General features: G+C 65.7%; 23 protein-coding genes. 14 read left to right on the top strand and 9 right to left on the bottom strand.

Annotated features, from left to right (window positions below; all coding sequences use genetic code 11):
* Positions 1 to 21 precede the first annotated feature (21 nt).
* From U8326_RS08315 to U8326_RS08285, 7 genes are all read left to right on the top strand, one after another.
* The gene (locus tag U8326_RS08315) at positions 22 to 690 is read left to right on the top strand and encodes a S24 family peptidase (RefSeq protein ID WP_324739671.1); all 669 of its coding nucleotides are present in this window, start codon (positions 22 to 24) and stop codon (positions 688 to 690) included.
* A gap of 70 nt (positions 691 to 760) precedes the next feature.
* Positions 761 to 1408 (top strand): MBL fold metallo-hydrolase, encoded by a 648-nt coding sequence (locus U8326_RS08310; RefSeq protein WP_324743560.1) that lies wholly within the window; start codon positions 761 to 763, stop codon positions 1406 to 1408.
* 166 nt (positions 1409 to 1574) lie between these two features.
* Positions 1575 to 1754 carry a 50S ribosomal protein L32 gene (rpmF, locus tag U8326_RS08305; protein WP_324739670.1) on the top strand — a complete coding sequence of 60 codons (180 nt, stop codon included), beginning with the start codon at positions 1575 to 1577 and terminating at the stop codon, positions 1752 to 1754.
* 25 nt (positions 1755 to 1779) lie between these two features.
* Complete coding sequence (plsX, locus tag U8326_RS08300; RefSeq protein WP_324739669.1) at positions 1780 to 2844, top strand: phosphate acyltransferase PlsX; 1065 nt, start codon at positions 1780 to 1782, stop codon at positions 2842 to 2844.
* Positions 2841 to 3806 (top strand): beta-ketoacyl-ACP synthase III, encoded by a 966-nt coding sequence (locus U8326_RS08295; RefSeq protein WP_324739668.1) that lies wholly within the window; start codon positions 2841 to 2843, stop codon positions 3804 to 3806. The genes plsX and U8326_RS08295 overlap by 4 nt, the downstream gene beginning before the upstream one ends.
* A 92-nt stretch (positions 3807 to 3898) precedes the next feature.
* The gene (locus U8326_RS08290; protein ID WP_324739667.1) at positions 3899 to 4198 is read left to right on the top strand and encodes an integration host factor subunit alpha; all 300 of its coding nucleotides are present in this window, start codon (positions 3899 to 3901) and stop codon (positions 4196 to 4198) included.
* Positions 4195 to 4566 (top strand): MerR family transcriptional regulator, encoded by a 372-nt coding sequence (locus tag U8326_RS08285; RefSeq protein ID WP_324739666.1) that lies wholly within the window; start codon positions 4195 to 4197, stop codon positions 4564 to 4566. The genes U8326_RS08290 and U8326_RS08285 overlap by 4 nt, the downstream gene beginning before the upstream one ends.
* A 198-nt stretch (positions 4567 to 4764) precedes the next feature.
* On the opposite strand, the gene U8326_RS08280 is transcribed toward U8326_RS08285, so the two are convergent.
* Positions 4765 to 5007, bottom strand: a complete 243-nt coding sequence (locus U8326_RS08280) for a helix-turn-helix transcriptional regulator (protein WP_324739665.1) — start codon at positions 5005 to 5007, stop codon at positions 4765 to 4767.
* Between the two features lie 233 nt (positions 5008 to 5240).
* Here U8326_RS08280 and U8326_RS08275 point away from each other — a divergent pair, with 233 nt between their 5' ends.
* Together U8326_RS08275 and U8326_RS08270 are read left to right on the top strand one after the other, a co-directional pair.
* On the top strand, positions 5241 to 5555 hold the full coding sequence (locus U8326_RS08275; protein ID WP_324739664.1) for a hypothetical protein: 315 nt from the start codon (positions 5241 to 5243) through the stop codon (positions 5553 to 5555).
* A 231-nt stretch (positions 5556 to 5786) separates the two neighbouring features.
* Positions 5787 to 6803 (top strand): hypothetical protein, encoded by a 1017-nt coding sequence (locus U8326_RS08270; RefSeq protein ID WP_324739663.1) that lies wholly within the window; start codon positions 5787 to 5789, stop codon positions 6801 to 6803.
* An 85-nt stretch (positions 6804 to 6888) separates the two neighbouring features.
* Here the strand turns inward: U8326_RS08270 and U8326_RS08265 are convergent, their stop codons facing one another.
* Positions 6889 to 7437 carry a SixA phosphatase family protein gene (locus U8326_RS08265; protein WP_324739662.1) on the bottom strand — a complete coding sequence of 183 codons (549 nt, stop codon included), beginning with the start codon at positions 7435 to 7437 and terminating at the stop codon, positions 6889 to 6891.
* Positions 7438 to 7447: 10 nt separating this feature from the next.
* Positions 7448 to 10225, bottom strand: a complete 2778-nt coding sequence (locus U8326_RS08260) for an ATP-dependent DNA helicase (RefSeq protein ID WP_324743506.1) — start codon at positions 10223 to 10225, stop codon at positions 7448 to 7450.
* Between the two features lie 166 nt (positions 10226 to 10391).
* Here U8326_RS08260 and U8326_RS08255 point away from each other — a divergent pair, with 166 nt between their 5' ends.
* Positions 10392 to 10991, top strand: a complete 600-nt coding sequence (locus U8326_RS08255) for a PadR family transcriptional regulator (protein ID WP_324743505.1) — start codon at positions 10392 to 10394, stop codon at positions 10989 to 10991.
* A complete protein-coding gene (locus U8326_RS08250; RefSeq protein WP_324743504.1) occupies positions 10988 to 11281 on the top strand; it encodes a DUF2218 domain-containing protein in 294 nt (97 codons plus the stop codon). The genes U8326_RS08255 and U8326_RS08250 overlap by 4 nt, the downstream gene beginning before the upstream one ends.
* A gap of 11 nt (positions 11282 to 11292) precedes the next feature.
* Here U8326_RS08250 and U8326_RS08245 read toward each other — a convergent pair whose 3' ends face one another.
* Positions 11293 to 12156 carry a mechanosensitive ion channel family protein gene (locus U8326_RS08245; RefSeq protein ID WP_324743502.1) on the bottom strand — a complete coding sequence of 288 codons (864 nt, stop codon included), beginning with the start codon at positions 12154 to 12156 and terminating at the stop codon, positions 11293 to 11295.
* 205 nt (positions 12157 to 12361) lie between these two features.
* On the opposite strand from U8326_RS08245, the gene U8326_RS08240 reads away from it, so the two are divergent.
* Positions 12362 to 13969, top strand: a complete 1608-nt coding sequence (locus U8326_RS08240) for a lysine--tRNA ligase (protein WP_324743501.1) — start codon at positions 12362 to 12364, stop codon at positions 13967 to 13969.
* A gap of 20 nt (positions 13970 to 13989) precedes the next feature.
* A complete protein-coding gene (locus U8326_RS08235; RefSeq protein WP_324743500.1) occupies positions 13990 to 14529 on the top strand; it encodes a DUF1003 domain-containing protein in 540 nt (179 codons plus the stop codon).
* 32 nt (positions 14530 to 14561) lie between these two features.
* Here the strand turns inward: U8326_RS08235 and U8326_RS08230 are convergent, their stop codons facing one another.
* Entirely contained in the window at positions 14562 to 15242 is a 681-nt protein-coding gene (locus U8326_RS08230) for a 2OG-Fe(II) oxygenase (RefSeq protein WP_324743499.1), read from the bottom strand.
* A 119-nt stretch (positions 15243 to 15361) separates the two neighbouring features.
* On the opposite strand from U8326_RS08230, the gene U8326_RS08225 reads away from it, so the two are divergent.
* Positions 15362 to 15943, top strand: a complete 582-nt coding sequence (locus tag U8326_RS08225) for a cytochrome b (protein WP_324743497.1) — start codon at positions 15362 to 15364, stop codon at positions 15941 to 15943.
* A gap of 124 nt (positions 15944 to 16067) precedes the next feature.
* Here U8326_RS08225 and U8326_RS08220 read toward each other — a convergent pair whose 3' ends face one another.
* The 4 genes from U8326_RS08220 to U8326_RS08205 all read right to left on the bottom strand — a co-directional run bounded on the left by U8326_RS08220 (position 16068) and on the right by U8326_RS08205 (position 23355).
* On the bottom strand, positions 16068 to 17087 hold the full coding sequence (locus U8326_RS08220; protein ID WP_324743495.1) for an RcnB family protein: 1020 nt from the start codon (positions 17085 to 17087) through the stop codon (positions 16068 to 16070).
* Positions 17088 to 17370: 283 nt separating this feature from the next.
* Entirely contained in the window at positions 17371 to 19050 is a 1680-nt protein-coding gene (gene ettA / locus U8326_RS08215; RefSeq protein WP_324743494.1) for an energy-dependent translational throttle protein EttA, read from the bottom strand.
* An 87-nt stretch (positions 19051 to 19137) separates the two neighbouring features.
* Positions 19138 to 22563: a chromosome segregation SMC family protein gene (locus tag U8326_RS08210; protein WP_324743493.1), complete on the bottom strand. Its 3426-nt coding sequence runs from the start codon at positions 22561 to 22563 to the stop codon at positions 19138 to 19140.
* Between the two features lie 33 nt (positions 22564 to 22596).
* A complete protein-coding gene (locus U8326_RS08205) occupies positions 22597 to 23355 on the bottom strand; it encodes a thioredoxin domain-containing protein (RefSeq protein WP_324743492.1) in 759 nt (252 codons plus the stop codon).
* Positions 23356 to 23359 lie beyond the last annotated feature (4 nt).

Raw genomic sequence — 23359 nt, 5'->3', positions numbered from 1 at the left:
CTTTCGTGTAGGAATATTTTTATGACAGGCTCTTTTGACCATGATGAGGGGGGCGTTCGCCAGCGCTTGCTGGATCTCGCCAATGAGCGCGGGATGAGCTTGGCCGCGCTTTCCGGGTTCATTGAACGCAATCCTAGCTATCTGCAGCAATTCATCCGCAAGGGCAGCCCGCGCAAGCTCGAGGAGAACGACCGGCGCGCGCTCGCGCAATTCTTCGGGGTCGATGAGAGTGAGCTGGGTGCTCCTGAGGAAAATTCCTCCGGCCAGGCGAAAGCGCGCCGCCGGCGGGAATGGGTGGAGATACCGCGCCTGGCCTTGAGCGCGTCGGCCGGGCCGGGCGCGCTGGGCGATGGCGAGGAGACGATCGGCGCATTCGGCTTTTCGACCAAGTGGCTGCACGAGCAGAATCTGGAAGGTGCCATGCTTTCGGCCATTGCGGTGAGCGGCGACAGCATGGAGCCGCTGCTGCGCGATGGCGACGAGATCCTGGTGGACCGCCGCCCGAATCCGCCGCACGAGGGCATTTATGTGCTGCGATGGGGCGATGCCTTGCTGGTGAAGCGGGTGCAGTTCGGCGGGCCGGGCGAACTGACCCTGGTCAGCGCGAATGACGCCTATCCGGCCCAGACCGTATCCCGCGACGAAATCGAGATAATCGGCCGGGTCGTCTGGAAAAGCGGGCGGCTCTGAGCTTCCGGCCGTTGCAATTGGCGGGCGGAACCGCCACATTTCGCGCATGTCCGACAAGCCCGAACCGCCGATGCGCGCCGCGATCGTCCCCGTCACGCCGCTTCAGCAGAATTGCACCCTGATCTGGTGCACCAGCACCATGCGCGGGGCGCTGGTCGATCCCGGCGGCGATCTCGACCGGCTCAAGCAGGCGGTGGAAAAGGCGGGCGTGACGCTGGAAAAGCTGCTGGTCACGCATGGTCATCTGGACCATTGCGGCCAGACCGGCATCCTCGCCCGGGAACTGGGCCTGCCGATAGAAGGGCCGGAAGAGGCGGACCGCTTCTGGATTGCGCGCCTCGAGGAAGATGGCCGCCGCTGGGGCATGCATGGCGAAAGCTTCGAGCCGGACCGCTGGCTGCACGATGGCGACAAGGTGACGGTGGGCGAGCTGGAGCTGGATGTGATCCACTGCCCGGGCCACACGCCGGGGCATGTCGTATTCTACCACGCGCCGTCGCATTTCGCCATCGTGGGCGATGTGCTGTTCCAAGGGTCGATCGGCCGGACCGATTTTCCGATGAGCAATCACCAGGCGCTGATCGATTCGATCACGCGCAAGCTGTGGCCGCTCGGCAACGATGTGCTGTTCGTGCCCGGCCATGGGCCGACCAGCACTTTCGGGCAGGAACGCGCGGGCAATCCCTTCGTCGGCGACCGGGTATTGGGCGTTGCCTGAACATTGCATGTGACGGGTGCTTGCAAGCGGCGCAGAAATCGCTATAGGCCGCGCCTTCACCGCTGGCCCAATCCGTGCTGCGCCTTCCCCCTCGGGGTTGTGCAACACCGGGTGATCGCCTAGGGCGGCTTCAAACACGTAAGATTTTGCAGGAACAGGTGCCGCAATGGCTGTCCCCAAGAGAAAAGTTTCGCCTCATCGCCGGGGCAATCGTCGGTCCCATGATGGACTCAAGGTCGAAGCATTCCACGAATGCTCGAATTGCGGCGAGCTGAAGCGCCCGCACAATCTTTGCACCCATTGCGGCCATTACAACGGGCGCGAGATCGTCGCCGTCGGGCTCTGAGCCCGATTAGCCGGAGAGCGTCGTAATGTCCTTGCCGCGTATCGCCGTCGATGCGATGGGCGGGGACGAGGGTGTGCGCGTGATGGTGGAAGGCGCGGCTCTCGCCCGCCGCCGGCACGATCGGTTCAAGTTCCTGCTGGTCGGGGATGAGGACCGCATAAAGCGCGCTCTCGAAAATCATCCCAATATGCGCGGCGCGTCGGAAATCCTGCACGCCGCCGATGTCGTGTCCGGCGATGAAAAGCCCACCCAGGCCCTGCGCCGGGCCAAGACGACTTCCATGGGAATGGCGATCAACGCCGTGAAATCGGGCGCTGCGGGGGCCGCCGTCAGCGCGGGCAATACCGGCGCCTTGATGGCCATGTCGAAGATGGCCCTGCGGACCATGCCGGGGATCGACCGGCCGGCGCTGGCCGCGCTGCTGCCCACGCTGGGCGAGAACGACGTGGTGATGCTCGATCTCGGCGCGAACACCGAATGCGATGCCCGCAACCTGGTCCAGTTCGCGATCATGGGCGCGGCCTATGCCCGGATCGTGACCGGCCGCGAGGCGCCGCGCGTGCGGCTGCTGAATATCGGGACCGAGGAAATCAAGGGTACGGATCAGGTCCAGGCCGCCGCCGCCCAACTGCGCGCCGCCACCGGCCTCGCGCTCAGCTTCGACGGCTTCGTCGAGGCGGACAAGATCAATCGCGGCGATGTCGACGTGGTGGTGACCGACGGATTTTCCGGCAATATCGCGCTCAAGGCGGTGGAGGGCGCGGCGCGGTTCGTCGGTGACCTGCTGAAGCGCAGCTTCATGAGCTCGCTGCGCTCCAAGATCGGCTTCCTGATCTCGCGGCCGGCCACCGAATTGCTCAAGCATCATCTCGATCCGAACAACCACAATGGCGCCGTCTTTCTTGGCCTGAACGGCGTGGTGGTGAAAAGCCACGGCAGCGCCAATGCATTGGGCGTCGCCAATGCCGTCGCGGTAACCGCCCGCCTGCTGGAAGAGCGGCTGACGGAACGTATTTCGGCCGACCTCGCGGAACTCGGGGAAGGCAATCTCAGAGGCTTTCAGGGACAGGAAGGGGACGCGGCGGCATGATCCGTTCCGTCATTCGTGGTAGCGGTTCGGCTTTGCCGAGGCGCGTGGTCAGCAATGCGGAACTGGCCGCCCAGGTGGATACCAGCGACGAATGGATCGTGGAGCGGACAGGCATCAGCCAGCGCTACATCGCCGGGGATGGCGAAACCACGTCCAGCCTCGCGACCGAGGCCGCGCGGCGGGCGCTGGAATCCGCGGGCGTGGATGCGGCCAGCATCGACCTCATCGTGCTTGCCACCGCCACCCCCGACCAGACCTTCCCGTCTACCGCCACCCAGGTGCAGCACGCCCTCGGCTGCAAGGGCGGCGCGGCGTTCGATGTCGCGGCGGTGTGTTCCGGCTTCCTCTATTCGCTGGCCGTGGCCGATTCGATGCTCCGCACAGGAATGGCCAAACGGGCGCTGGTGATCGGCGCGGAAACCTTCAGCCGCATTCTGGACTGGGAGGACAGGACCACCTGCGTGCTGTTCGGCGATGGCGCGGGCGCCTTCGTGCTGGAGGCGCAGGAGGTGGCCGAGGACGGGCCGGGCGTGCTTGTCACCCGGCTCCATGCCGATGGCGCGCATAACGAGCTGCTCTATGTCGACGGCGGGCCGTCCACCACGCAGACGGTCGGCAAGCTGCGCATGAAGGGGCGCGAGGTGTTCCGCCATGCGGTCGTGAAACTGGCCGAAGTCCTGCAGGAAGTGATGGAAGAAGCGGGGATCGAGCCGGCGGAGATCGACTGGGTGGTGCCGCATCAGGCGAACGCCCGAATCCTTGACGCCACCGCGAAGAAGCTAGGCCTGCCGATGGAAAAGATCGTCAAGACGGTGGACCGGCACGCCAACACTTCCGCCGCCTCGGTGCCGCTCGCATTCGATCTCGCGGCGCGCGACGGCCGCATCAAGCAGGGCGATCTGGTCATGCTGGAGGCGATGGGCGGAGGTTTTACCTGGGGCGCTTCGCTGGTCCGTATTTGAACGGGTGTTGGCAAATCCATCGGAATCGTTGTAATTCCGCCATAATTGTTTACCCTGAGTCTCAGGGGTCAAACATAATAGGGGATAGCGGCATGATGCGTTCGGTGGGTACGCTCACCCGTGCAGATTTGGCGGAAACCATCAATCGGAAGATGGGCTTTTCTCGGGCCGAATTGATGGCGCTGGTGGAATCGATTCTCGATCACATGTCCGATGCGATGGTAAAGGGCGAGAACGTCAAGATTTCCGGGTTCGGAACCTTTGTGCTGAGGGACAAGAAGGAACGGATCGGCCGCAATCCCAAGACCGGGGTCGAAGTGCCGATCACGCCGCGCCGGGTGATGACCTTTCGCGCCAGCCAGATCCTGAAGGACCGGATTCTCAAAGGATGAGCGGGTTGCCCGAACCGCGTTTCGACGATGGGAAGGATGCCAGCGCGCTGCGGACCATCGGCGAAGTCTCGCGGGCGCTGGGCATAGCCACCCATGTGCTGCGCTATTGGGAACAGCAGTTCCCCATGCTGCGTCCGCTCAAGCGCAGCGGCGGCCGGCGCTATTACCGCAACGAGGATGTGGCCCTTGTCGAAACGATCGACCGGCTGGTCAATCGCGAAGGCTATACGCTGCGCGGGGCGCGCAATGCGCTCAAGGGCGGCGCGCCCGCCGGAGACGAGCCTGCCGCGGATCGCGAGGATGGGGTGGACGTTGTCGCGAGGCTGAGCGCGATTCGCAGCGATCTCGCCCGCGCGCTGGAACGCTGAGGGTTCCTTTCCTTCGTCATCCCCCCCTGCAAACGGGGAGCCAGTTCAAACTCCCTCTGGCTTCCCGCTTTCGCGGGAATGACGAGGGGATGCGACAATGCAGGGCGCGGCTTGTCCGAAAACCGCTGTCCTGCAGGCCGGAGCCTTAGGGAAAGAATTGCAGGTGCCGGCTCGATTCAGAGTTGGACGTGCCCAAGGCTAACCCAGCCGCCCCAAAATCTCGCGCAGCAGTTTCACCGGATCGACATCGAGCGCTTTTGCGATCTCGATGAATTCCACCACATCCACGCGGCGCTGCGAGCCTTCGACCAGGCTGACCCAGCTTTGATCCTTGCCGATGCGGGCGGCCAGTTCCGCTTGCTTCAGCCCCGCCTGCAGGCGCGCTTGCCTGAGCGCTTCCACCACTGTGCGGTTATCTCCGGTGAAGATGGTTTTGGGCATCGACCGGATTGGTAAATGCCGTTACTCCATATGCCGTTTTTCCATATGGAGTCATTATGCGTCTGGTCTTGTTGGGGGCACTGATTTTGACCGGATGCGGCGGAAGCCCGAAAACGGCCCATCCCCCTGAAAGCGACACGGCTACGGTCGAGGAGGCGGAATCCGCGCCGGCTCCACCGTCTCGCGCGGGCGGCGGCAGATTCGACGATATTCTGGAAGCGAGCAGGACGTGCGTGGGCTTCGCCAGCACCATGATGAAACTGGCGGGCGAAACGGCTGCCGACAAATCCGCCGTGCTCGGGATGGCCGAGCAGGGAATGGATACCTGCATTGCCGACAGGCTCGCGCTTCTCGATCTCGGCCTGAAGGAGCCGGCCGAGACGGCCTGCCTGAGAATCACAGGCTCCGGCATGGGCGCGATAAGGGCTATCAGGCGTTGGGCCGAATCTCCGGGTGCGAATGAAGAGAATGCGGCCAGGCGTTCGGTCGCGTTGATCGGAGAGGCCGAAAAAGAGTGCGAAGCCCTCTTGGCGCGCCAGAGCCGCTGACCCCCGCCTGGTTGCCATGTCCTTCCCGCGCTTTCCCTTCGTCATCCCAGCGAAAGCTGGGATCGTTGTGAGTGGCGCGGCACATTGCTGAAAGAGATGCCAGCCTGCGCTGGCATGACGGGAAGGAGGGCAACAATGCAGGGCGCGGTTTATCCGAAACCGCTGTCCTACAGGGGGCTATGTGCATAGTGGGTGTGATTCGCCTTTTGTTCTTGTGAGGAGCAGCGAATCATGTCCGGGCATCACACCATTCCCCACTCCATTCCCCTGCCTTCGCGCGGCTGGACGCCGCAGGCGATGGCGCGGTTTCTCGATCATCTCTCGGTCAAGGGCAATGTCCGGGCGGCCTGCGCCCGGGTCGGGCTTTCGGCCGAGGCGGCCTATCGGCTGCGGCGGCGCGATACGCTGTTCGCGCGGGGCTGGGCGGCGGCGCTGGTGCTGGCGCGCGACAGCAGCGAGCAGGTGCTGGCGACCCGGGCACTCGACGGGGTGGAGCAGCCGGTGTTCCATCGCGGGGAAGAGGTCGGCACACGGATGCAATATGACACGCGGCTGCTGCTGGCGCATCTGGCGCGGCTCGACCGGCTGGTGGAAGAGGACGGGCAGGCCCCCGAGGATGCGGGGCGGTTCGACGAGATCCTGGCGCTGATCGCCGGGGAGCGCTTTCCCGAGGAACTGGCGGGCGGGGACGAGGCGCTGCCGATGGGGCGGGCCGAAGCGGGGGACGAGGCGGCGGCGGATGCGCAGGACTGGCTACTGTATGAGGAAGGGGAGCCGGAGCAGGGAGAAGACTGGCCCGGGGATGAGGACGCGCATGATGCGCGGGCGGGCGCCATCGTGGCGGCCGGAGAGGCGGCGCGGGACGAGATGGAAGCGCAATGGGACGGCTGGTTCGCCCGGGCCTGCGCCACGGTGGACGGGCTGGTCGATGCCACACCGCACAGGCCATCGTCCGTAGAGCCAGCGTCCGCAGAGCCGCCGCCAGCCCAATCCACGCCTACCCAAACTCCGCCCGCTCGATCCACGCCCGCCCAATCCTCACCGGACGAAGACCACCGGGTTTTTGATCCCGGAGTGATTTCGAAGCAGGTGGCGGCACCTGCTGGCTCGGAAATCACGGAGAACAGGCATCCCGGAACCGTGTCAACAGTGTCAACTTCGGCGCTGGCGCATGCCCTGAGCGGCCCGACGCGCGGCCTCTTGGCCGAAAGCCATCCCGCGTTCCATGCCCGCAAGCAGGCGGGGTGAATGGGCTGGGGAGTGAAGGGGCCAAGGGCGAAGAACAGGCCTTCGCGAAATCCCGGCCCCGGACCTCGCGCCGATGGTCCTGACCCTAGTGGTCGACCGTTTCCGGGCCCAGGCTGGCGTCCAGGTCGCGCGGGCGGGCAAGATGCACCAGTTCGCCGCAATGCAGATCCAGCTCGGACCAGCTCTGGATATCGAGCTTGATGACGGCAAAGGCGGCGGTGGGAAACTTGCCGGCCACCTTGTCCAGCAGCGGATTCGCCCCGTCTTCCCGCACCAGGTCGAACACCAGTTCCTGCAGCCCCGGATTATGGCCGCACAGCAGAATGGCCTCGCTGTCGTCGCCCTTCTCGCGCAGGATGTCGATCAGGGTTTCGGAGCTGGCGAGATAGACCCGCTCGTCCCACAGGATGGGCGGGCAGCGGCCGGCCGCTTCGATGGCGCTGTCGATCGTGGCGCGCACGCGGGTCGCGGGGCTGGCGATGACCTGCCCCCACTTCACATCATATTCGGCGATGTGCCGGCCCATCAGCGCCGCGCCCTTTTGCCCACGGGCGTTGAGTGCGCGATCGAAATCACGGACGCCCATATCCTCCCACGAGGATTTGGCATGACGGAACAGACCCAGCAGTTTCACGCGAACGACACTATCCTTCATCCTGCCCGGCTGGCTCGTGCAGCCGCGGCTCGCCCGACAAGCAAACACTGGCGGCGACCCGTTGTAAAGCCTCGTCCAGTGTCAATCGCAAGACAGGGGTGCCTGGGGGAAAGGCGGACAGCAGCCGGCTGGGGAACGCGGCGGACAGGACGATGAAATGACCCCGGTCGTCCTTGCCCCGGATCAGGCGGCCGAACCCCTGCGCCAGCCGCGCGCGGATGATCCGGTCGTCATAGGCGGAACCGCCGTTGGCGGCCCGGCGCGCGCGATGCAGGATGGAGGGCTTGGGCCACGGCACCTGCTCCATCACCACGCAGCGGAGGGAGTGGCCGGGCACGTCGACCCCGTCGCGCAGCGCGTCGGTGCCCAGCAGCGAGGCGCGCGGATCGTCCCGGAAGATGTCCACCAGCGTGCCGGTGTCGATCGGGTCGACATGCTGGGCGTAGAGCGGCAGCCCGGCGCGGGCGAGGCGGTCCACGATCCGCCCATGCACCGCGCGCAGGCGCCGGATCGCGGTGAACAGGCCCAGCACGCCGCCCTGCGCGGCCTCGATCAGCCGCGCATAGGCACCCGCCAGCGCAGGAATGTCGCCCCGCTTCACATCGGTGACGATCAGCACCTCGGCCTGGCTGGCGTAATCGAACGGGCTGTCCGCGCTGGCGAGCATCGGCGCGGTTTCCAGATGCGCGGCGCCGCTGCGGGCGATGGCGGTTTGCCAGTCCTCCCCCGCCGGGCCGCGTTCGCACAGCGTGGCGCTGGTCAGCATCACCCCATGGGCCGGTTCCAGCACTACCTGCGCCAGCGGCTGCGTGGGATCGAGCCAGCGCCGCTGGATGCCCACGTCGTATTCGCGCGCGTCGGAGCGGTCCACCGCCAGCCAGTCGACGAACCGGGATTCCACCTCCCCTTCGCCGGATGCTCCGCCGATCCTTTCCAGCAGCGCCTCCCAGGCGGAGAGGGTGTCGATCCGCCAGGCCAGCGAATGCCGCGCGCCCTCGATTCGCGCGCGGCCCCCAAAGTTACTATCGGGGCCGTCCAGCCAGTCCGGCGGATCTTCCAGCAGCGCGTCCAGCCGCACGCCGAGCCGGATCAGCGGATGGCGCAAGGCGGCGAGCGCAAGCTGCGCCTGCCCGGCCAGCTCCATGAAATTGCCGTCGAGCTGGGCCGCCTCCGTCTCGATCCCGTAGCCCGCTTCCTGCCCCCCGCTTTCGTCGCGTGCATAGGCGATGGCCCTTACCGCGCCGAGCAAGGCCTCGATCGGGCCGGAGGGAGCACCGTCATGCAGGCGTTGCAGCCAGCCGTCCGAGGGCAGGGCCTGCGCCGCTTCGAGCGCGGCGGCGATCGCCCGCGCGCCCGCTTCGTCATAGCTGGCGACATCGGCCAGCCGGGCCGAGAGGCCCCGCCGCCTGCCGCGCGTGCCGCGTTCCGGGCCGACAATCCATCGCCGCAATTCGATCGTCTCGGCCCCGGTCAGCGCGGCCGCGAAGGTCGAATCCGCCGCGTCGAACAGATGATGGCCCTCGTCGAAGATGATGCGGGTGGGGCGCTGCGCCGGGTCCCGCCCGCGCGCGGCGTTTATCATCACCAGCGCATGATTGGCGATCACCAGATCGGCCTGGGCGCTGGCCCGCGCCGCCCGTTCGATGAAGCATTTCCGGTAATGCGGGCAGCCCGCATAGACGCATTCGCCGCGCTGGTCGGTGAGCGAGCGGACGGCGCGATTGCGGAACAGCGTGCCCAGCCAGCCCGGCAGATCGCCGCCGATCATGTCCCCGTCCCGGCTATAGGCGGCCCAGCGTGCGACCAGCTGGGCGAGGATCGCGGCCCTGCCGCCGAAGCCGCCCTGCAGCGCGTCCTCCAGATTGAGCAGGCAGAGATAGTTCTCGCGCCCCTTGCGCACCACGACCCGCGCCGGCTCCCCTTTCCCTTCCGCTTCGGGAAAGGCGCGGCGGCTTTCGCGGCGAAGCTGGCGCTGCAGGTTCTTGGTATAGGTCGAGACCCATACCGTGCCCTGCGCCCGTTCCGCCCAAAGCGAGGCCGGGGCGAGATAGCCCAGCGTCTTGCCGATGCCGGTGCCTGCCTGGGAGAGAAGCAGGTTGGGGGCATGGCGGCTCTGGCGCGGGCCGAAGATCCGGGCGGCGTTGCGCGCATAGTCGCGCTGGCCCTCGCGCCGTTCCGCACCGTCGCCGGTCAGGCGATCCAGCCGCGCCTCGATCTCCTCATCCGCGAGCGTGACCTGGGCTGGTTGCGGGCGCTCGGGCGCTTCCTCCCATTCCGGCAGGCGGGAGAACAGCCATTTCTCGGCGCGGTCCGGGCGGCGGATATGGGGGGCAAGAACCTGCGCCCAGGGCCAGCGCAGCCTGGCCAGCGATTGCAGCGCGCTCCAGGCGCCTTCCCGTTCCTCCCATCCGTCGCTTTCGCAGGTGGCGAGCAGCGCGCCCGCCGCCTCCTGCAACAGGCCGGGCACGGCATCGTCCGTTTCGGCTTCGGGCAGCCCCAGCGCATGGGCCAACCCCTTGGGCGTCGGCACCACGAAGCGGGCGGGATGGATGAAGGCGAACAACTCCAGCAGGTCCAGCCCGGAAAGATCGGGATAGCCCAGCCGCGCCGCCACCAGCGGGGCGTTGAGGATCAGCCGAGGCGTATCCGCCGCCGCCATGATCGCCTCTCCCTTGCCCACCGCGCGCGTTTCCCCCTCGGCGGGCCGGAGCCAGCATCCGCCATGGCTGGCGTGCAGCGCGGGGAGAGCAAGAGGCGTGGCGGGCATGGATCACGATTAGGTCCATGTCGGCGCGCAGGGCAAGCGGCGGCGATGCGGTTCGGCGGGTTTTGCCCGGCGGGGGAGCGGGACGCGGATTTTTTTCGGGGCGGGTCTTGTTTGAATATGTTTTAGATATATCTTAGAAACATCTTGATACTAAGGAGATGATATTTTGAGATCAGGACATAATCGTCGCGGCCGTGGCGGACATCGCTCAGGCGATGGACTTTTCGAAGGATTCGGCAGGGGCCGCGATCAGGCCCGTCACCACGCCCATCATAACGAGGGCGAGGGGCATCGGCGCCGCAAGCGGCTGTTCGACCCGGGCGCGCTGCAATTGCTGCTGCTCAAGCTGATCGCGGATCGGCCCCGTCATGGCTATGAGTTGATCCGCGAGATCGAGGAGCGGTCGCATGGCGGATATTCGCCCAGCCCCGGCGTGGTCTATCCCGCCCTTACCTTCATGGAAGAGGCCGGCTGGATCGCGGTCGAAGTGGCGGACAGCGCGCGCAAGAGCTACCAGGCGACCGAAGCGGGGCTGGCCCATATCGAGGCCCATGCCGATGAGATCGCGGCTGCGGAAACCCGGCTGGCATCGCTCGCCCGGATGCGGGAACGCACGGATGCTGCCCCGATCAGGCGCGCGATGCAGAACCTGAAGACCGCGATCTTCGACCGGCTGTCCCACGACAAGGTGGAACGGGAAACCGTGCTGCGGGTCGCGGAGCTGATCGACGACGCCGCCCGGCAGATCGAAAGGATCGAGGCATGACCATTGCTGTCGCCACGGTGCCGACCGCGAATGGCGGCAAATATGTCCGCCAGCTTTGCAAGCATTGGGCGCACAAGCTGGAGGTCGAGCTTGACGGGGACCGGGGCGTCGTCCGGTTCCCGGAGGCCACCGCCATCATGGAGGGCGGGGCGGACGCGATCCGCATCGAGCTATCCGCGAAGGACGGGGAAACCGTCGAGCGGATGAAGGGTGTGATCGAGCGGCATCTGGATCGGTTCGCATTCCGCGAAGCGCCGCTTGCCTATGATTGGGCGGTCGCGGCAGGATGACCGTTCGATCGTCACGCCGGCCCGGTTTCCCGCGGTTTTTCGGGCCGCACGTCCACCAGCTTCATGTCGGATGAGGGCATATCCACGCCTGCCTCGTCGAAGGCCTGCTGTATGCCCATGATAACGTCGCTCTTCACCCGGGCGAAGTCGTTGGCGCGGGTGTCCGCCCACCATCGGACCACGAAATTGACCGCGCCCGAAGCGAAATTGACCGCATAGACCTCGACCGGCCGGTCCCTGGAAATCGCGGGCAGGCCGTCGAGCACCTTGCGGATGACCGTTTCGGCCTTGCGCAGGTCGGTTTCGACCGCGACGCCGAAGGTGATCTCGTCCCGGCGTGTGGCCTCGTCGGTGATGATCTTCACCGGGTTCTTGAAGATCATGGAGTTCGGCAGGATGGTAAGTTCATTGGTAAGCTGGCGGATATGGGTTTCGCGCAGGGTGATCTTCTCCACCCTGCCCAGAATCCCCTGCGCCTCGATCAGGTCGCCGATCTGCATCTTGTCGCGCAGCATGATGAGCACGCCGGCCAGGAAGTTCTCCAGAATGTCCTGGAAGGCGAAGCCGATCGCGACCGCGCCGATGCCCAGGCCCGCGACGAGGCTGGCCGGGGTGAGGCCCGGCATGACCACCGTGGCCGCGATCAGCAGGCCGAAGATCCATATGGCGAGCCGCACCAGCGTATCGAGCAACTGCTTCAGATCGGCCCGCAACGAGGTTCTGCGGGTGATCCGGTCCGCGATCCGCACCGCGAAGCGGGCCAGCGCCCAGGTTATCATCAGGACCAGCAGGGCGATCACCAGGCTTGGCAGCATGGCGAAAAATCCGTCGACGATCAGGTCCACCTGCTTCTGCACGGTCTTGAGATAATGCAATCCGGCTACTCCATTGGTCCGCTTCGACAACCGGAGACGGAACGAGCGGTTCCATCACAGTTACCATCGGTATGTCCACCGGCTTTGCGGCTTTGCCCGGCGATCCGTCGCGCATCCAGGGCCATTGCCCGGTTTGCATGCGCCAAGGCCGTTTTTGCGTTTCCGCGCTTGCGAAACGAAGCGCAAGGCGCGATGGACGCCCGCCATGAACGATGAATCCCTGATCGAAGCCGCGCGCGTATCCAAGGCCTGGCCTTTCGAGGAAGCGCGCAAGCTGCTGCAGCGCTATCCCGAAGGCAAGACGGCCGGGGACGGAAGCCCTGCGCCGGTCCTGTTCGAAACGGGGTATGGCCCCTCGGGCCTGCCGCATATCGGCACTTTCCAGGAAGTGCTGCGGACCACGCTAGTGCGCCGCGCCTATGAGGTGCTGACCGGCGGCGCGCCGACCCGCCTCGTCGCATTCAGCGACGATATGGATGGCTTGCGCAAGGTGCCTGACAATGTCCCGAACCAGGCGCTGCTGGCGGAGAATCTCGGCAAGCCGCTGACCCGCATTCCCGATCCGTTCGGGAAGTATGAGAGCTTCGCCCATCACAACAATGCGATGCTGTGCCAGTTTCTCGACCGCTTCGGCTTCGACTACGAATTCGTCTCGGCCAGCGACCGCTACAATTCCGGCGCGTTCGACGATGCGCTGCGCAATGTCCTGCGGCATTACGGCGCGATCATGGACATCATGCTGCCGACCCTGCGGGAGGAGCGGCGCCAGACCTATTCGCCGGTGCTGCCGGTTTCGCCGAGCAGCGGCATCGTCCTGCAGGTGCCGGTGGAAGTGATCGACGCCGAGGCCGGCATCGTCCGGTTCGAGGACGAGGGCCAAGTAATCGAGCAATCCATCCTGGGCGGCCGGGCCAAGCTGCAATGGAAGGTGGACTGGGCCATGCGCTGGGTCGCGCTGGGGGTCGATTATGAAATGTGCGGCAAGGACCTGACCGACAGCGTCACCCAGTCCGGCAAGATCGCCAGGGTGCTGGGCGGGCGCAAGCCGGAAGGGCTGATCTACGAGCTGTTCCTGGACGAGAAGGGGGAGAAGATCTCCAAGTCCAGGGGCAATGGCCTGACCATCGAGGAATGGCTGACCTATGGCACCGAGGAGAGCCTCGGCTTCTATCTCTATCGCGAGCCGAAACGGGCCAAGCAGCTCCATGTCGGGGTGATCCCCCGCGCTGTCGACGAATATTGGCAGTTCCGCGCCAGGCTGCCCGAACAGCCGCTGGATCAGCAGCTCGGCAACCCGGTGTGGCATCTGCTGCGCGCCAATGGAGCGGTGAAGGGTGAGGGGGATTCGCTCCCCGTGACCTATGGCCTGCTGCTCAATCTGGTGGGCGTGCTCGGCCCCCATGCGACCCATGCGCAGGTCTGGTCCTATCTCGGCAATTACATCCACGACGCCGATCCCGCGGATCACCCCGAGCTTGCGGCCCTGATAGACCCGGCGCTGGCCTACAACCGCGATTTCGTGCTGCCGACGCTGAACCGCCGCGCTCCGACCCCGAACGAAGCCGCAGCGCTGCGCGCGCTGGATGGCGATCTGGCGGGCATGGCCGAGGACACCCCCGCCGAGGACATCCAGACCGCCGTCTACGAGATCGGCAAGCGCGAGGAATTCGCCTTCGAATCCCTGCGGGACTGGTTCCGCGCCTTGTATGAAACCCTGCTGGGTTCGGAACAGGGGCCGCGCATGGGCAGTTTCATCGCGTTGTATGGCATTGCCAACACGCGCAAGCTGATCGAAGAGGCCATGACGCGATAGATCCTGTCCGGAGACATGGGATGAAGCTCGATACCAGTCCCGAAGCGCTTGCCGAGGAAATTCTGGGGCGGCCTTTTTCCGAACTGGACGAGGAGGAGAGGGCGGTTCTCCATCGCGTTTCGACCGAGGAGGTGGTCGGTCTGGATGCGGATGAGCGGGCCGCCGCCGAGACTACAGTTGGCGACAGGCTGGCGGACCGGGTCGCCGCGATCGGCGGAAGCTGGGCATTTATCACCAGCTTCACGCTGGTTCTGCTGGCCTGGATGGTGCTCAACAGCCGCGCGGCCGAGCATCTCGGGCTGCCTTCCTTCGATGCCTTTCCCTACATCTTTCTCAATCTGATGCTGTCGATGCTGGCCGCGCTCCAGGCCCCGATCATCATGATGAGCCAGAACCGCCAGGCCAAGAAGGATCGGGTCGCCGCCCGGCACGATTACGAGGTGAACCTGCGGACCACCATCGAGCTTCTCCGGCTGCATCGCAAGATCGACAGGATTTCGACAAGGCTCGGGCATATGGACCCGGCGGCGGGGCATGTGCCCCGGCATTCGCAGGATTAGGGCCAAGCCATCTATCAGGCCCCAGGCTGCGCTCAGCTCCATTTGCGGGTGCGATACCATTTGGTGATGACATGCTTCACCCCCTTCACCACCGGGGTAGCAGCGTGCAGGGTCATGTCGTTCACTTCCCCCGTCGGGGTAGCGTTGTTCCAGATGAGAATGGCCCCGGCCTGCGGAGTCACCTGCAGCCCGGTCTTGGCGAACAGGGTCTCTCCGCCTCCCTCCACGTCATTCAGGAAGATCATGGCGGTCCAGCTGCGTTGGCCGCCGCGCTTGCGTTCCGATTTCCAGTAGTCGGTGCCGATATGGAACCAGTCGTAATGCGCCTTGTATTGCTGGCCCGGCATATAGCGCTGGCCCTGGATGGTTTCGCCCCAGGCCGGCTCTATCCCCAACAGATCGTCGATGCGCCGCTCGATCATCTTCACCACGGAATCCGCGGGATCGAGATTTCCGGAATAGCTGGTGCGGTATTCGGGATCGTTGTCGGAGCCGAACAGCGTGGATGGCCGGGCAACGGCATCTATCATCGCGATCAGGCGGAAGCATTCGCCCGCATCCAGGAAGCCTCCCATCGCGTAGATCTCCGCGCCCTCGGCCGGCAGCTTGTGCATGTTGGGATGGGCATCCAGCCTGCGGCGGACTTTCTCGCCGATGCGCGCCAGGGCTTCCCGATCAGGATGCCGCGCGGAATTCTTGCCGAATAAATTCATGATGTTGGTCTTAGGTCCCGATCCCAGAATAGAAGACAGTTTCCGCGCTTCGCAAGGAGCAAGTGCCGGGCAGGCAGGGAACGCTTGCCCAATTTTTCCAAATCCCTCACAATCCGCGAATGTCTACGCTCGACACGGCTGCCGCTGCAACACGCGTGCGCTATTCGCACGGGGCGATCGCGCTCCATTGGCTGATCGCCCTGGCGATCATCGCAAACTGGCTGATCGCTCAGATTGCCGAAGATGCGCCGGAAGCCAGAGAACAGGCGCTGATGGGCCTGCACGTCGCGCTGGGCATGACCATCCTCATCCTGTCCGTCGTCAGGATCGGCTGGCGCATCACGCACAAGCCGCCGCCGCCCAATCCCGATCACCCGAAATGGGAACGGGTGCTGGCCAGCGCCGTCCACAAGATATTCTACTTCCTCATCATCGCTCTGCCGCTCACCGGCTATCTGCTGGTGCAGTATGGAACCGGGGGGTGGCCGATCAGCATGTTCGGCATCTTCGACTTTCCGGGCCTGCCGCTGCCCAAGAGCCACGATGCGCATGAAGCCTTCGAAGGCATCCATGGCGCGCTGGCCAACATCATGCTGGTGCTGTTCTTCCTGCATATCGCGGGGGCATGGAAGCATCAGCTGCTGGATCGCGACGGCACGATCTTCCGCATGTTGCCGTTCGGCCGGCCGGGGCGCCGCTGAACCATCCCTGCATCGCATGGAAAAAGCCCCCGCCAGGGGAAGGGCGGGGGCTCTCCGGGCCTCGGCTAATGATTAGGCCCTAAACTGCCGGGCCACTCTCCCGGCAGAACTCGTTCCGGCTGCCTTACCAGAAGAAATCGTAGATCACGTCCACCACTTCGCCGGAATAGATGTCCACCAGCAGGGCATCGTCGTAATAGCGCACCCAGCGATAGGGGCCGTAGATATCCGGCAGGCGATATTGCCATGGATCGTTGATCCAGTAGCGGTTGGAATAGAACATCGAGTCCATGTAGAAGCCGATGTTCAGGCGGCGATAGCTGTAGCCCTGATACGGGGCGTAATAGCGGCCCAGCCGGTAGACGCTGCGGTTGCTGTCGCGATAGCGGGACCAGTTGTAGCGGTTGTTGTCGCGCCAGCGGCGATCCCACTTGCGATAGTTGCGGTCGTTGTTGCTCCACCGATTGTTGTTGCTGTTGCTCCAGCGATTATTGTTGTCCCGCCAGCGATTGTCGTTGTCGCGCCACCGGGTGTTGTTGGTGTTGCTCCAGCGATTATTGTTGTCCCGCCAGCGATTGTCGTTGTCGCGCCACCGGGTGTTGTTGGTGTTGCTGTTGTTCCGCCAGCGATCTCCATCGCGCCGGTCGTCCCTGCGCGCATTGCGATAGCTGGAGTTCCGATTGGGATCGGCATAGCTGCGATTGCGGTTTTCCACCCGATTGGCGCGTTGCTCGCTGCGCCGGTCGACCTGGCTGGCGCGCCAGTCTCCGCGCCGCTCTACTTGCGCCGCGCGCTGCTGGCTGCGCTGGGTGATCTGGGCGGAGCGCTGGTCGCCCTGGCGTTCGACATTGCGCGGGGCGTTGTTCGTGCGGTTCTGCACCTGCTGCGCGCGCCAGTTGCCCTGGCGCTCGATCCGTGCGGCGCGCTGCTCGCTTTGCCGATTGACCTGAGCCGCGCGAGTGTCGCCACGGCGTTCGATCCGCTGGCTTTGCATATTGCCGCGATTGCCGCTCCGCTCGCTCCAGCCCGCGCGCGCATTGCCGGGCGCGTCGGCGGCGAAAGCCGTGGCTGGCAAGGCCGTGATCGCCAGGGTGGCGGCAAGCGCCGCCGATCCCGCGGATCTCAGTAAATGGGTAAGTTTCATTGCGGCATCTCCATCCAATTTGCCGCCGAGTGGGGAGCGGTCCTTGGACGAGAGTTTTACTTGAGTCGCCCTGTCATCAATGTGAACCGCACTGATGACCTGCCGTTCAGGTTAAGTGACGCTTTTCTGAAAAATAGACGGTTCAGCTTCTCCGGATCGCGCCTCGCAGCGTTTCGATCCTGTCTGCGCGAGGCGTCTGCCTGCCGGGGCAAAGGGAAGGCCCCCAAGGTCGTGGCGACCAGGGGGGCCAGAGTATTGCGAGATGGCAGGCTGGCCTGGCGCGTCAGCGCGTCAGCTTCTTGTAGGCCAGGCGGGTCGGGCGGTCGGCGGCATCGCCCAGGCGCCGCCGCTTGTCCTCCTCATAGGCTTCGAAATTGCCTTCGAACCATTCGACATGGCTGTTGCCCTCGAAAGCGAGGATATGGGTCGCCAGCCGGTCGAGGAAGAAGCGGTCGTGGCTGATGACCACGGCGCAGCCCGCGAAATTCTCGATCGCGTCTTCCAGCGCGGCAAGGGTTTCCACGTCGAGGTCGTTGGTCGGTTCGTCCAGCAGCAGGACATTGCCGCCCAGCTTGAGCATCTTGGCCATGTGGACGCGGTTGCGCTCGCCGCCGGAGAGCTTGCCGACATTCTTCTGCTGGTCCGCACCCTTGAAGTTGAACGCGCCGACATAGGCCCGGGTGGACATGTCGTGGCCGTTGACCTTCATGTAATCCAGCCCGTCGGAGATTTCCTCCCACACGTTCTTGGTGCCGTCGAGATGGTCGCGGCTCTGGTCGACATAGCCCAGCCGCACCGTCTCGCCGATGTCGATGGTGCCGCTATCGGGCGTTTCCTGCCCGGTGATGAGCTTGAACAGCGTGGATTTGCCCGCGCCGTTCGGCCCGATCACGCCGACGATGCCGCCCGGCGGCAGCATGAAGGACAGATCCTCGAACAGCAGCTTGTCGCCATAGGCCTTGGAAATGCCCTTGGCTTCGATGACCTTGCCGCCCAGCCGCTCCGGCACCTGGATGACGATCTGCGCCTTGCCCGGCTTGCGCTCGTTCTGCGCTTCCTGAAGCTGCTCGAACTTGCGGATACGGGCCTTGCTCTTGGTCTGCCGCGCGGCCGGGGTCTGCCGAATCCATTCCAGCTCTTCCTTGAGGGCCTTGGAACGGCCGCTTTCCTCGCGGTCTTCCTGTTCGAGCCGCTTGGCCTTCTTTTCCAGATAGGTCGAATAATTGCCCTCGTAAGGGAAGTATTTCCCGCGATCCAGCTCGAGAATCCAGCCCACCACATTGTCGAGGAAATAGCGGTCGTGGGTAATCATCAGCACCGCGCCGGCATATTCCTTGAGATGGTTTTCCAGCCATTCGACGCTTTCGGCGTCAAGGTGGTTGGTCGGTTCGTCCAGCAGCAGGATCGAAGGCTTCTGGATCAGCAGGCGGGTGAGGGCGATGCGGCGCTTTTCACCCCCGGAAAGGCTGTCCACCGGCCAGTCGCCCGGCGGGCAGCGCAGCGCTTCCATCGCGACTTCCAGTTGGTTGTCGAGCGTCCAGCCGTCCACCGCGTCGATCTTTTCCTGCAGTTCGCCCATTTCGGTCATCAGCGCATCGAAATCGGCGTCTTCGGGCGGATCGCCCATCAGCATGGAAATCTCGTTGAAGCGGTCGATCATATCGGCGGTTTCGCGCGCGCCGTCCTTGACGTTTTCGAGCACGGTCTTGCTCGTATCGAGTTCCGGCTCCTGCGGCAGATAGCCGACGGTGATGTTCTCGCCCGGCCAGGCCTCGCCGGTGAAATCGGTGTCGATGCCCGCCATGATCTTCATCAGGGTGGACTTGCCCGCGCCGTTCGGGCCGACGATGCCGATCTTCGCGCCCTGGTAGAACTGCAGGTTGATATTGTTCAGCACCGGCTTTTGCGCGCCGGGGAAAGTCTTCGTCATGCTCTTCATGACGTATGCGTATTGGGCGGCCATCACGGGTCCTTCAGGGCAGATCGCGGGAATGCGAGGAATTGCCGCGCCATGTAGCGATGGCGGGGGGAAGGGGCAAGGTTCTCGCCGCTACTCCGCCGCCAGCAATTCCTCCGCGCCGCCGAGATCCACGCTGACGAGGCGGGAAACCCCTTTCTCGACCATGGTGACGCCGAACAGCCGGTGCATCCGGCTCATCGTCACCGCGTTGTGCGTGACGATCAGGTAACGCGTGTCGGTTTCCCCGGCCATCGCGTCCAGCAGGTCGCAGAAGCGGTCGATATTGGCGTCGTCGAGCGGGGCGTCCACCTCGTCCAGCACGCAGATCGGGGCCGGGTTGGTCAGGAACAGCGCGAAGATCAGCGCCACGGCGGTCAATGCCTGCTCGCCCCCCGAGAGGAGCGAGAGCGACTGCAGGCGCTTGCCGGGCGGCTGGGCGAATATTTCGAGGCCCGCTTCCAGCGGATCGTCGCTGTCGACCAGCGCGAGATGGGCCAGCCCGCCTTCGAACAGACGGGTGAACAGGCGGCGGAAATGCGTGTCGACCGCCTCGAACGCGATCCGCAGCCTTTCCCGGCCTTCGCGGTTCAGATTGCCGATCGATCCGCGCAGGCGGTTGACCGCTTCGGCAAGCTCGGCCTGCTCGGCCGCGCTTTCGCCATGGCGGGTTTCGATCTCCGCGAGTTCCTGAGCCGCGACCAGATTGACCGGGCCGATCCGTTCCCGGTCCGCGACCAGCTTCTCGAGGGACGCCGATTCGACCGAGGAATTGGCAATCTCCTCACCCGTGAAGCCGAACCGTTCGGCCAGCAGCGGCGGCGGGCACTGGAAGCGCTCGCCGGAAATGCGCCCCATTTCGCTGCGCCGCGCTTCCTCGTTTTCGGCGCGGGCCACGGCGCCGGCTCGGGATTCCCTGGCACTGGCAAGGGCTTCGTTGATCTCGGCAAGCTGCCTGTCCGCCGCCTGCGCCTCGGCGCTTGCGCTGGCGACCGCGCTTTCGGCTTCGGCCAGCTCCCGGCCGAGCCGTTCCCGCATCTGCTCCCCTTCCTCGATCTGGCGCAGCAGGGCGGCGGGCTTGTCGGCAATGATGGCGCGTTCTTCGGCGATCTCCTCGGCGCGCCGGGCCATGTCGGACAGGCGGCGGGCGGCGTCTCCGGCCCGGGCTTGCCAGCCCTTGATGTCAGCCGCCCGCGCGGCGGCGCGTTCCCGCCCCACCGCGAGCGCCTGGTCATGCGCGGCCAGTTGCGCGGCGGCGGCCTGTATCGCCGATCTCGCCAGATCGTTCCGGCTGCGCGCGGTGTCCAGCATGGTCCTGCCGGCTTGCGGATCGGGCAGGGCGGCGCGCCGGGCAGCCGCCGTCCCACGCTCCGCTTCCGCCTGCGCGCGCTGCTCGGCAAGATCGGCTTCGGCCGCGACGATTTCCTGCAGCCTCAGCGCGAGCCGCTCCCGCGCCGCTTCCGCCTGGTCCAGAGCGCGCAGGGCGGCGCGTTCCTCCTCGATGGCCGCGCTTACCTCGCGCTCGGCCGCGATCAGCTCGCGCTGCAGCGCGCTCAATTGTTCTTCCGTTGCCTGCTTGAGCTGTTCTGCCCGTTCCGCATTCGCCCGCCTGGCCGGCAGTTCCGTCGCCAGCTCGGCATGGCGGTTCTCGGCTTCGAGCCGGGCCGCTTCCGCCGCGCCTTCGCCGCGCGCAAGGAAGCCATCCCAGCGCCGCAGCCTGCCATCCTTTGTGACCAGCCATTCACCGGGAGCCAGGGCGCGGCCGTCGTCGGCATCCGCCACATGGACCAGGGCGAGCCGGGCCGCGAGTTGCGGCGGGCATTGCGGAACATGCGCCGCAAGGCTTTCCGGCACCGGGGCGGGGCTGGCCGCTCCGGTCCAGAAGCGGCCTTCCGGGTCGCCTTGCGGTGTCCCCAGCGGGGCCTTGGCATCGCGGCCCAATACAGCCGCCAGCGCGCGCTCATAGCCCGGCGCGGCCCGCACGCCATCGAGCGCGGCAGGCAACCCATGCTTGTTTGCCGCCTGCTTCGATCGCGCTTCGCGATCGCGCTGCAACCCGTTGTATTCCCGTTCGATGCCCGCCAGCTCGGCCTTTGCGGCGGCAAGCGCCGCCGTCGCTTCGTCCCGTGTGCTCGCGAGTTCTTCCTTGCGGGACTGGAGGCGGCTCAGCGCCTCCCGCAACTCCGCCTGCCTTGCCGCGGCGGCTTCTGCCTCCGCTTTCGCCGTGGCGACCGCCTGCTCCAGATCCTCCGGCGGGGCGAGGGCGGAACGTGCTTCCGCCAAGCGGCGCGTTTCCCGCTCCAGCCTTTCAAGCCTTGCTTCCGCCTGCGCGAATTCGGCATCGGCTACCCGCCATTCCGCTTCCACTCCGGCCTGATCGGCGGTGGCCTTGGCCAGCGCCAGTTCCGCTGCCCGGCCTTCGCGCTCCGCCTGTTCGAGCGTGGTGGCGAGCGAAGGGCGGCGCGCTTCTTCCAGGGCGAGGGATTTCTGGCCCTCGGCCAATTCCGCCTCCAGCCGGGTCAGGGCCTCCGCCGCATCCCGGGTCAGCCGGTCGGCCTCCCCCTGATCTTCCTCCAGCCTCGTCTTTTGCCGGTCGAGATCGGCCAGGCGCTGCTCCGCCGCTTCGAGCTGGCTCGCCAGCGTGGCCATGCGGTGACCATGAGCGGTGGCGTCGTCCCGCCGGTCCGCGAGCTGCTCGCGCGCTTGCGCCAGAGCCGCCGCCACCTGGGCCTGCGTCTTTTGCGCCTCGTTCACGGCGGCCTGGGTTTCCGCCACTTTCCGCTCCGCCGCCTCGGCCTGCTGGCGAGCCTCCGCCGCAGCGGCCGCGGCGTCGCGCCACCGCGCGAACAGCAGGCGCGCCTCGGCCTGCTGGATCTGGTCGGACAGCGCCTTGTAGCGTTCCGCCTGCCGCGCCTGACGCCGCAGGCTGGCGATTTGCGAGTCGAGCCCGGCCATGAGGTCGTCGAGCCGGGACAGATTGGCTTCCGTCTGCCTGAGCTTGCCTTCCGCATCGCGCCGGCGGACGTGCAACCCGGCGATCCCGGCCGCTTCCTCCAGCATCTGGCGCCGCTCCGCAGGGCGCGCGGCGATCACGGCGGCGATGCGGCCCTGGCTGACGAGAGCGGGGCTGTGCGCCCCGGTCGCCGCATCGGCGAACACCAGGGCGACGTCCTTGGCCCGCACGTCGCGCCCGTTGACGCGATAGGCGCTGCCCGCGCCGCGTTCGATCCGGCGGGTGACTTGCAGTTCCTCGCGATCGTCGGTTTCGGCATGAAGCACGACTTCGGCAAAATCACGGGGCGGCCGCTGCGCCGTCCCGGCAAAGATCACGTCCTCCATGCCGGCGCCGCGCATGCTCTTGGGCGAGTTCTCGCCCATCACCCAGCGGATCGCTTCAAGCAGGTTGGACTTGCCGCAGCCATTCGGCCCGACCACGCCGGTCAGGCCGGGCTCTATGCGCAGTTCGGCGGGTTCCACGAAGCTCTTGAAGCCGCTGAGCTTGAGCTTGCTGATCCGCATCGCCGCCTCGCCGCGCTTCCGCTCCGGCGCTCTCTACCGGGCGCCGGCGTCTTGCAGGATGGGTTCCAGATCCTTCCAGCTCCGCACATCGAGCTTCTGCCCGTTGAGGAAGAAGGTGGGGGTCCCGTCCACCTGCAGTTCTTCGGATTGCTTCTGCGAGTTCTGGACGATCTGCTCCGCCTTGGCGGCATCGGCCAGACAGCTTCCCGCCTGATCGCTGCTGATCCCGCGCGCGGCGAAGAAATCGGTCAGCCCGGCGGCATCGGCGATTGCCTTGTATCTCTTCGACTGGTCCTCGGACTTCATCGCGGCCGCCATCGCCGCCTGGTTGCCCTGGGCCGTCTGGACGATCTGCGGCAGGTTGAGCCAGACCTGCTCGCTCAACGCATGGAAGCTCTCCGGCGCGCCGCAGCGCGTCAGCATCGCCATGGTCAGGTCCAGCCCGTCATGAATCTGGTTGCGCAATTCATAGCTGACCACACCGCTCGCCACATATTCGTCGCGCAGCTTCTCCGCCGCGTCCCTGGAAAAATCGGCGCAATGCGGGCAGGTGAGGGACGCATATTCCAAGAGCTTGAGCGGGGCGTTCGGGTTGCCCAGCAGATAGCCGCCTTCCGGCGTGATGGTGACGGTATCGGCCCATGCCTTGCCCGCCGGGGCCTGGATCGCGGCGATCGGTTCCCCTTTCGGGGTTCCGGCGGCCGTTTCATCGCCCTTTCCGCAGGCGCCTAAGCCCAGGCAGAACGGGACGGCGAACAGGGTGGCGAGGGCAATGCGGCGAAATCTGCTCATGATA

Source organism: Tsuneonella sp. CC-YZS046 (assembly GCF_035581365.1).
Taxonomy (GTDB): domain Bacteria; phylum Pseudomonadota; class Alphaproteobacteria; order Sphingomonadales; family Sphingomonadaceae; genus JAWKXU01.
This window is presented reverse-complemented; position numbering and strand designations above follow the sequence as displayed.

Bases quoted from the DNA above. Each gene is read 5' to 3' on its own strand.
- U8326_RS08220 (WP_324743495.1), bottom strand. From the start codon at position 17,087: ATGAAACTTACCCATTTACTGAGATCCGCGGGATCGGCGGCGCTTGCC.
- U8326_RS08235 (WP_324743500.1), top strand. From the start codon at position 13,990: ATGAAGCTCGATACCAGTCCCGAAGCGCTTGCCGAGGAAATTCTGGGG.
- U8326_RS08280 (WP_324739665.1), bottom strand. From the start codon at position 5,007: ATGCCCAAAACCATCTTCACCGGAGATAACCGCACAGTGGTGGAAGCG.
- U8326_RS08230 (WP_324743499.1), bottom strand. From the start codon at position 15,242: ATGAATTTATTCGGCAAGAATTCCGCGCGGCATCCTGATCGGGAAGCC.
- U8326_RS08250 (WP_324743504.1), top strand. From the start codon at position 10,988: ATGACCATTGCTGTCGCCACGGTGCCGACCGCGAATGGCGGCAAATAT.
- U8326_RS08295 (WP_324739668.1), top strand. From the start codon at position 2,841: ATGATCCGTTCCGTCATTCGTGGTAGCGGTTCGGCTTTGCCGAGGCGC.
- U8326_RS08205 (WP_324743492.1), bottom strand. From the start codon at position 23,355: ATGAGCAGATTTCGCCGCATTGCCCTCGCCACCCTGTTCGCCGTCCCG.
- U8326_RS08225 (WP_324743497.1), top strand. From the start codon at position 15,362: ATGTCTACGCTCGACACGGCTGCCGCTGCAACACGCGTGCGCTATTCG.
- U8326_RS08270 (WP_324739663.1), top strand. From the start codon at position 5,787: ATGTCCGGGCATCACACCATTCCCCACTCCATTCCCCTGCCTTCGCGC.
- plsX (WP_324739669.1), top strand. From the start codon at position 1,780: ATGTCCTTGCCGCGTATCGCCGTCGATGCGATGGGCGGGGACGAGGGT.
- U8326_RS08310 (WP_324743560.1), top strand. From the start codon at position 761: ATGCGCGCCGCGATCGTCCCCGTCACGCCGCTTCAGCAGAATTGCACC.
- U8326_RS08285 (WP_324739666.1), top strand. From the start codon at position 4,195: ATGAGCGGGTTGCCCGAACCGCGTTTCGACGATGGGAAGGATGCCAGC.
- ettA (WP_324743494.1), bottom strand. From the start codon at position 19,050: ATGGCCGCCCAATACGCATACGTCATGAAGAGCATGACGAAGACTTTC.
- U8326_RS08315 (WP_324739671.1), top strand. From the start codon at position 22: ATGACAGGCTCTTTTGACCATGATGAGGGGGGCGTTCGCCAGCGCTTG.
- U8326_RS08210 (WP_324743493.1), bottom strand. From the start codon at position 22,563: ATGCGGATCAGCAAGCTCAAGCTCAGCGGCTTCAAGAGCTTCGTGGAA.
- U8326_RS08240 (WP_324743501.1), top strand. From the start codon at position 12,362: ATGAACGATGAATCCCTGATCGAAGCCGCGCGCGTATCCAAGGCCTGG.
- rpmF (WP_324739670.1), top strand. From the start codon at position 1,575: ATGGCTGTCCCCAAGAGAAAAGTTTCGCCTCATCGCCGGGGCAATCGT.
- U8326_RS08290 (WP_324739667.1), top strand. From the start codon at position 3,899: ATGATGCGTTCGGTGGGTACGCTCACCCGTGCAGATTTGGCGGAAACC.
- U8326_RS08260 (WP_324743506.1), bottom strand. From the start codon at position 10,225: ATGCCCGCCACGCCTCTTGCTCTCCCCGCGCTGCACGCCAGCCATGGC.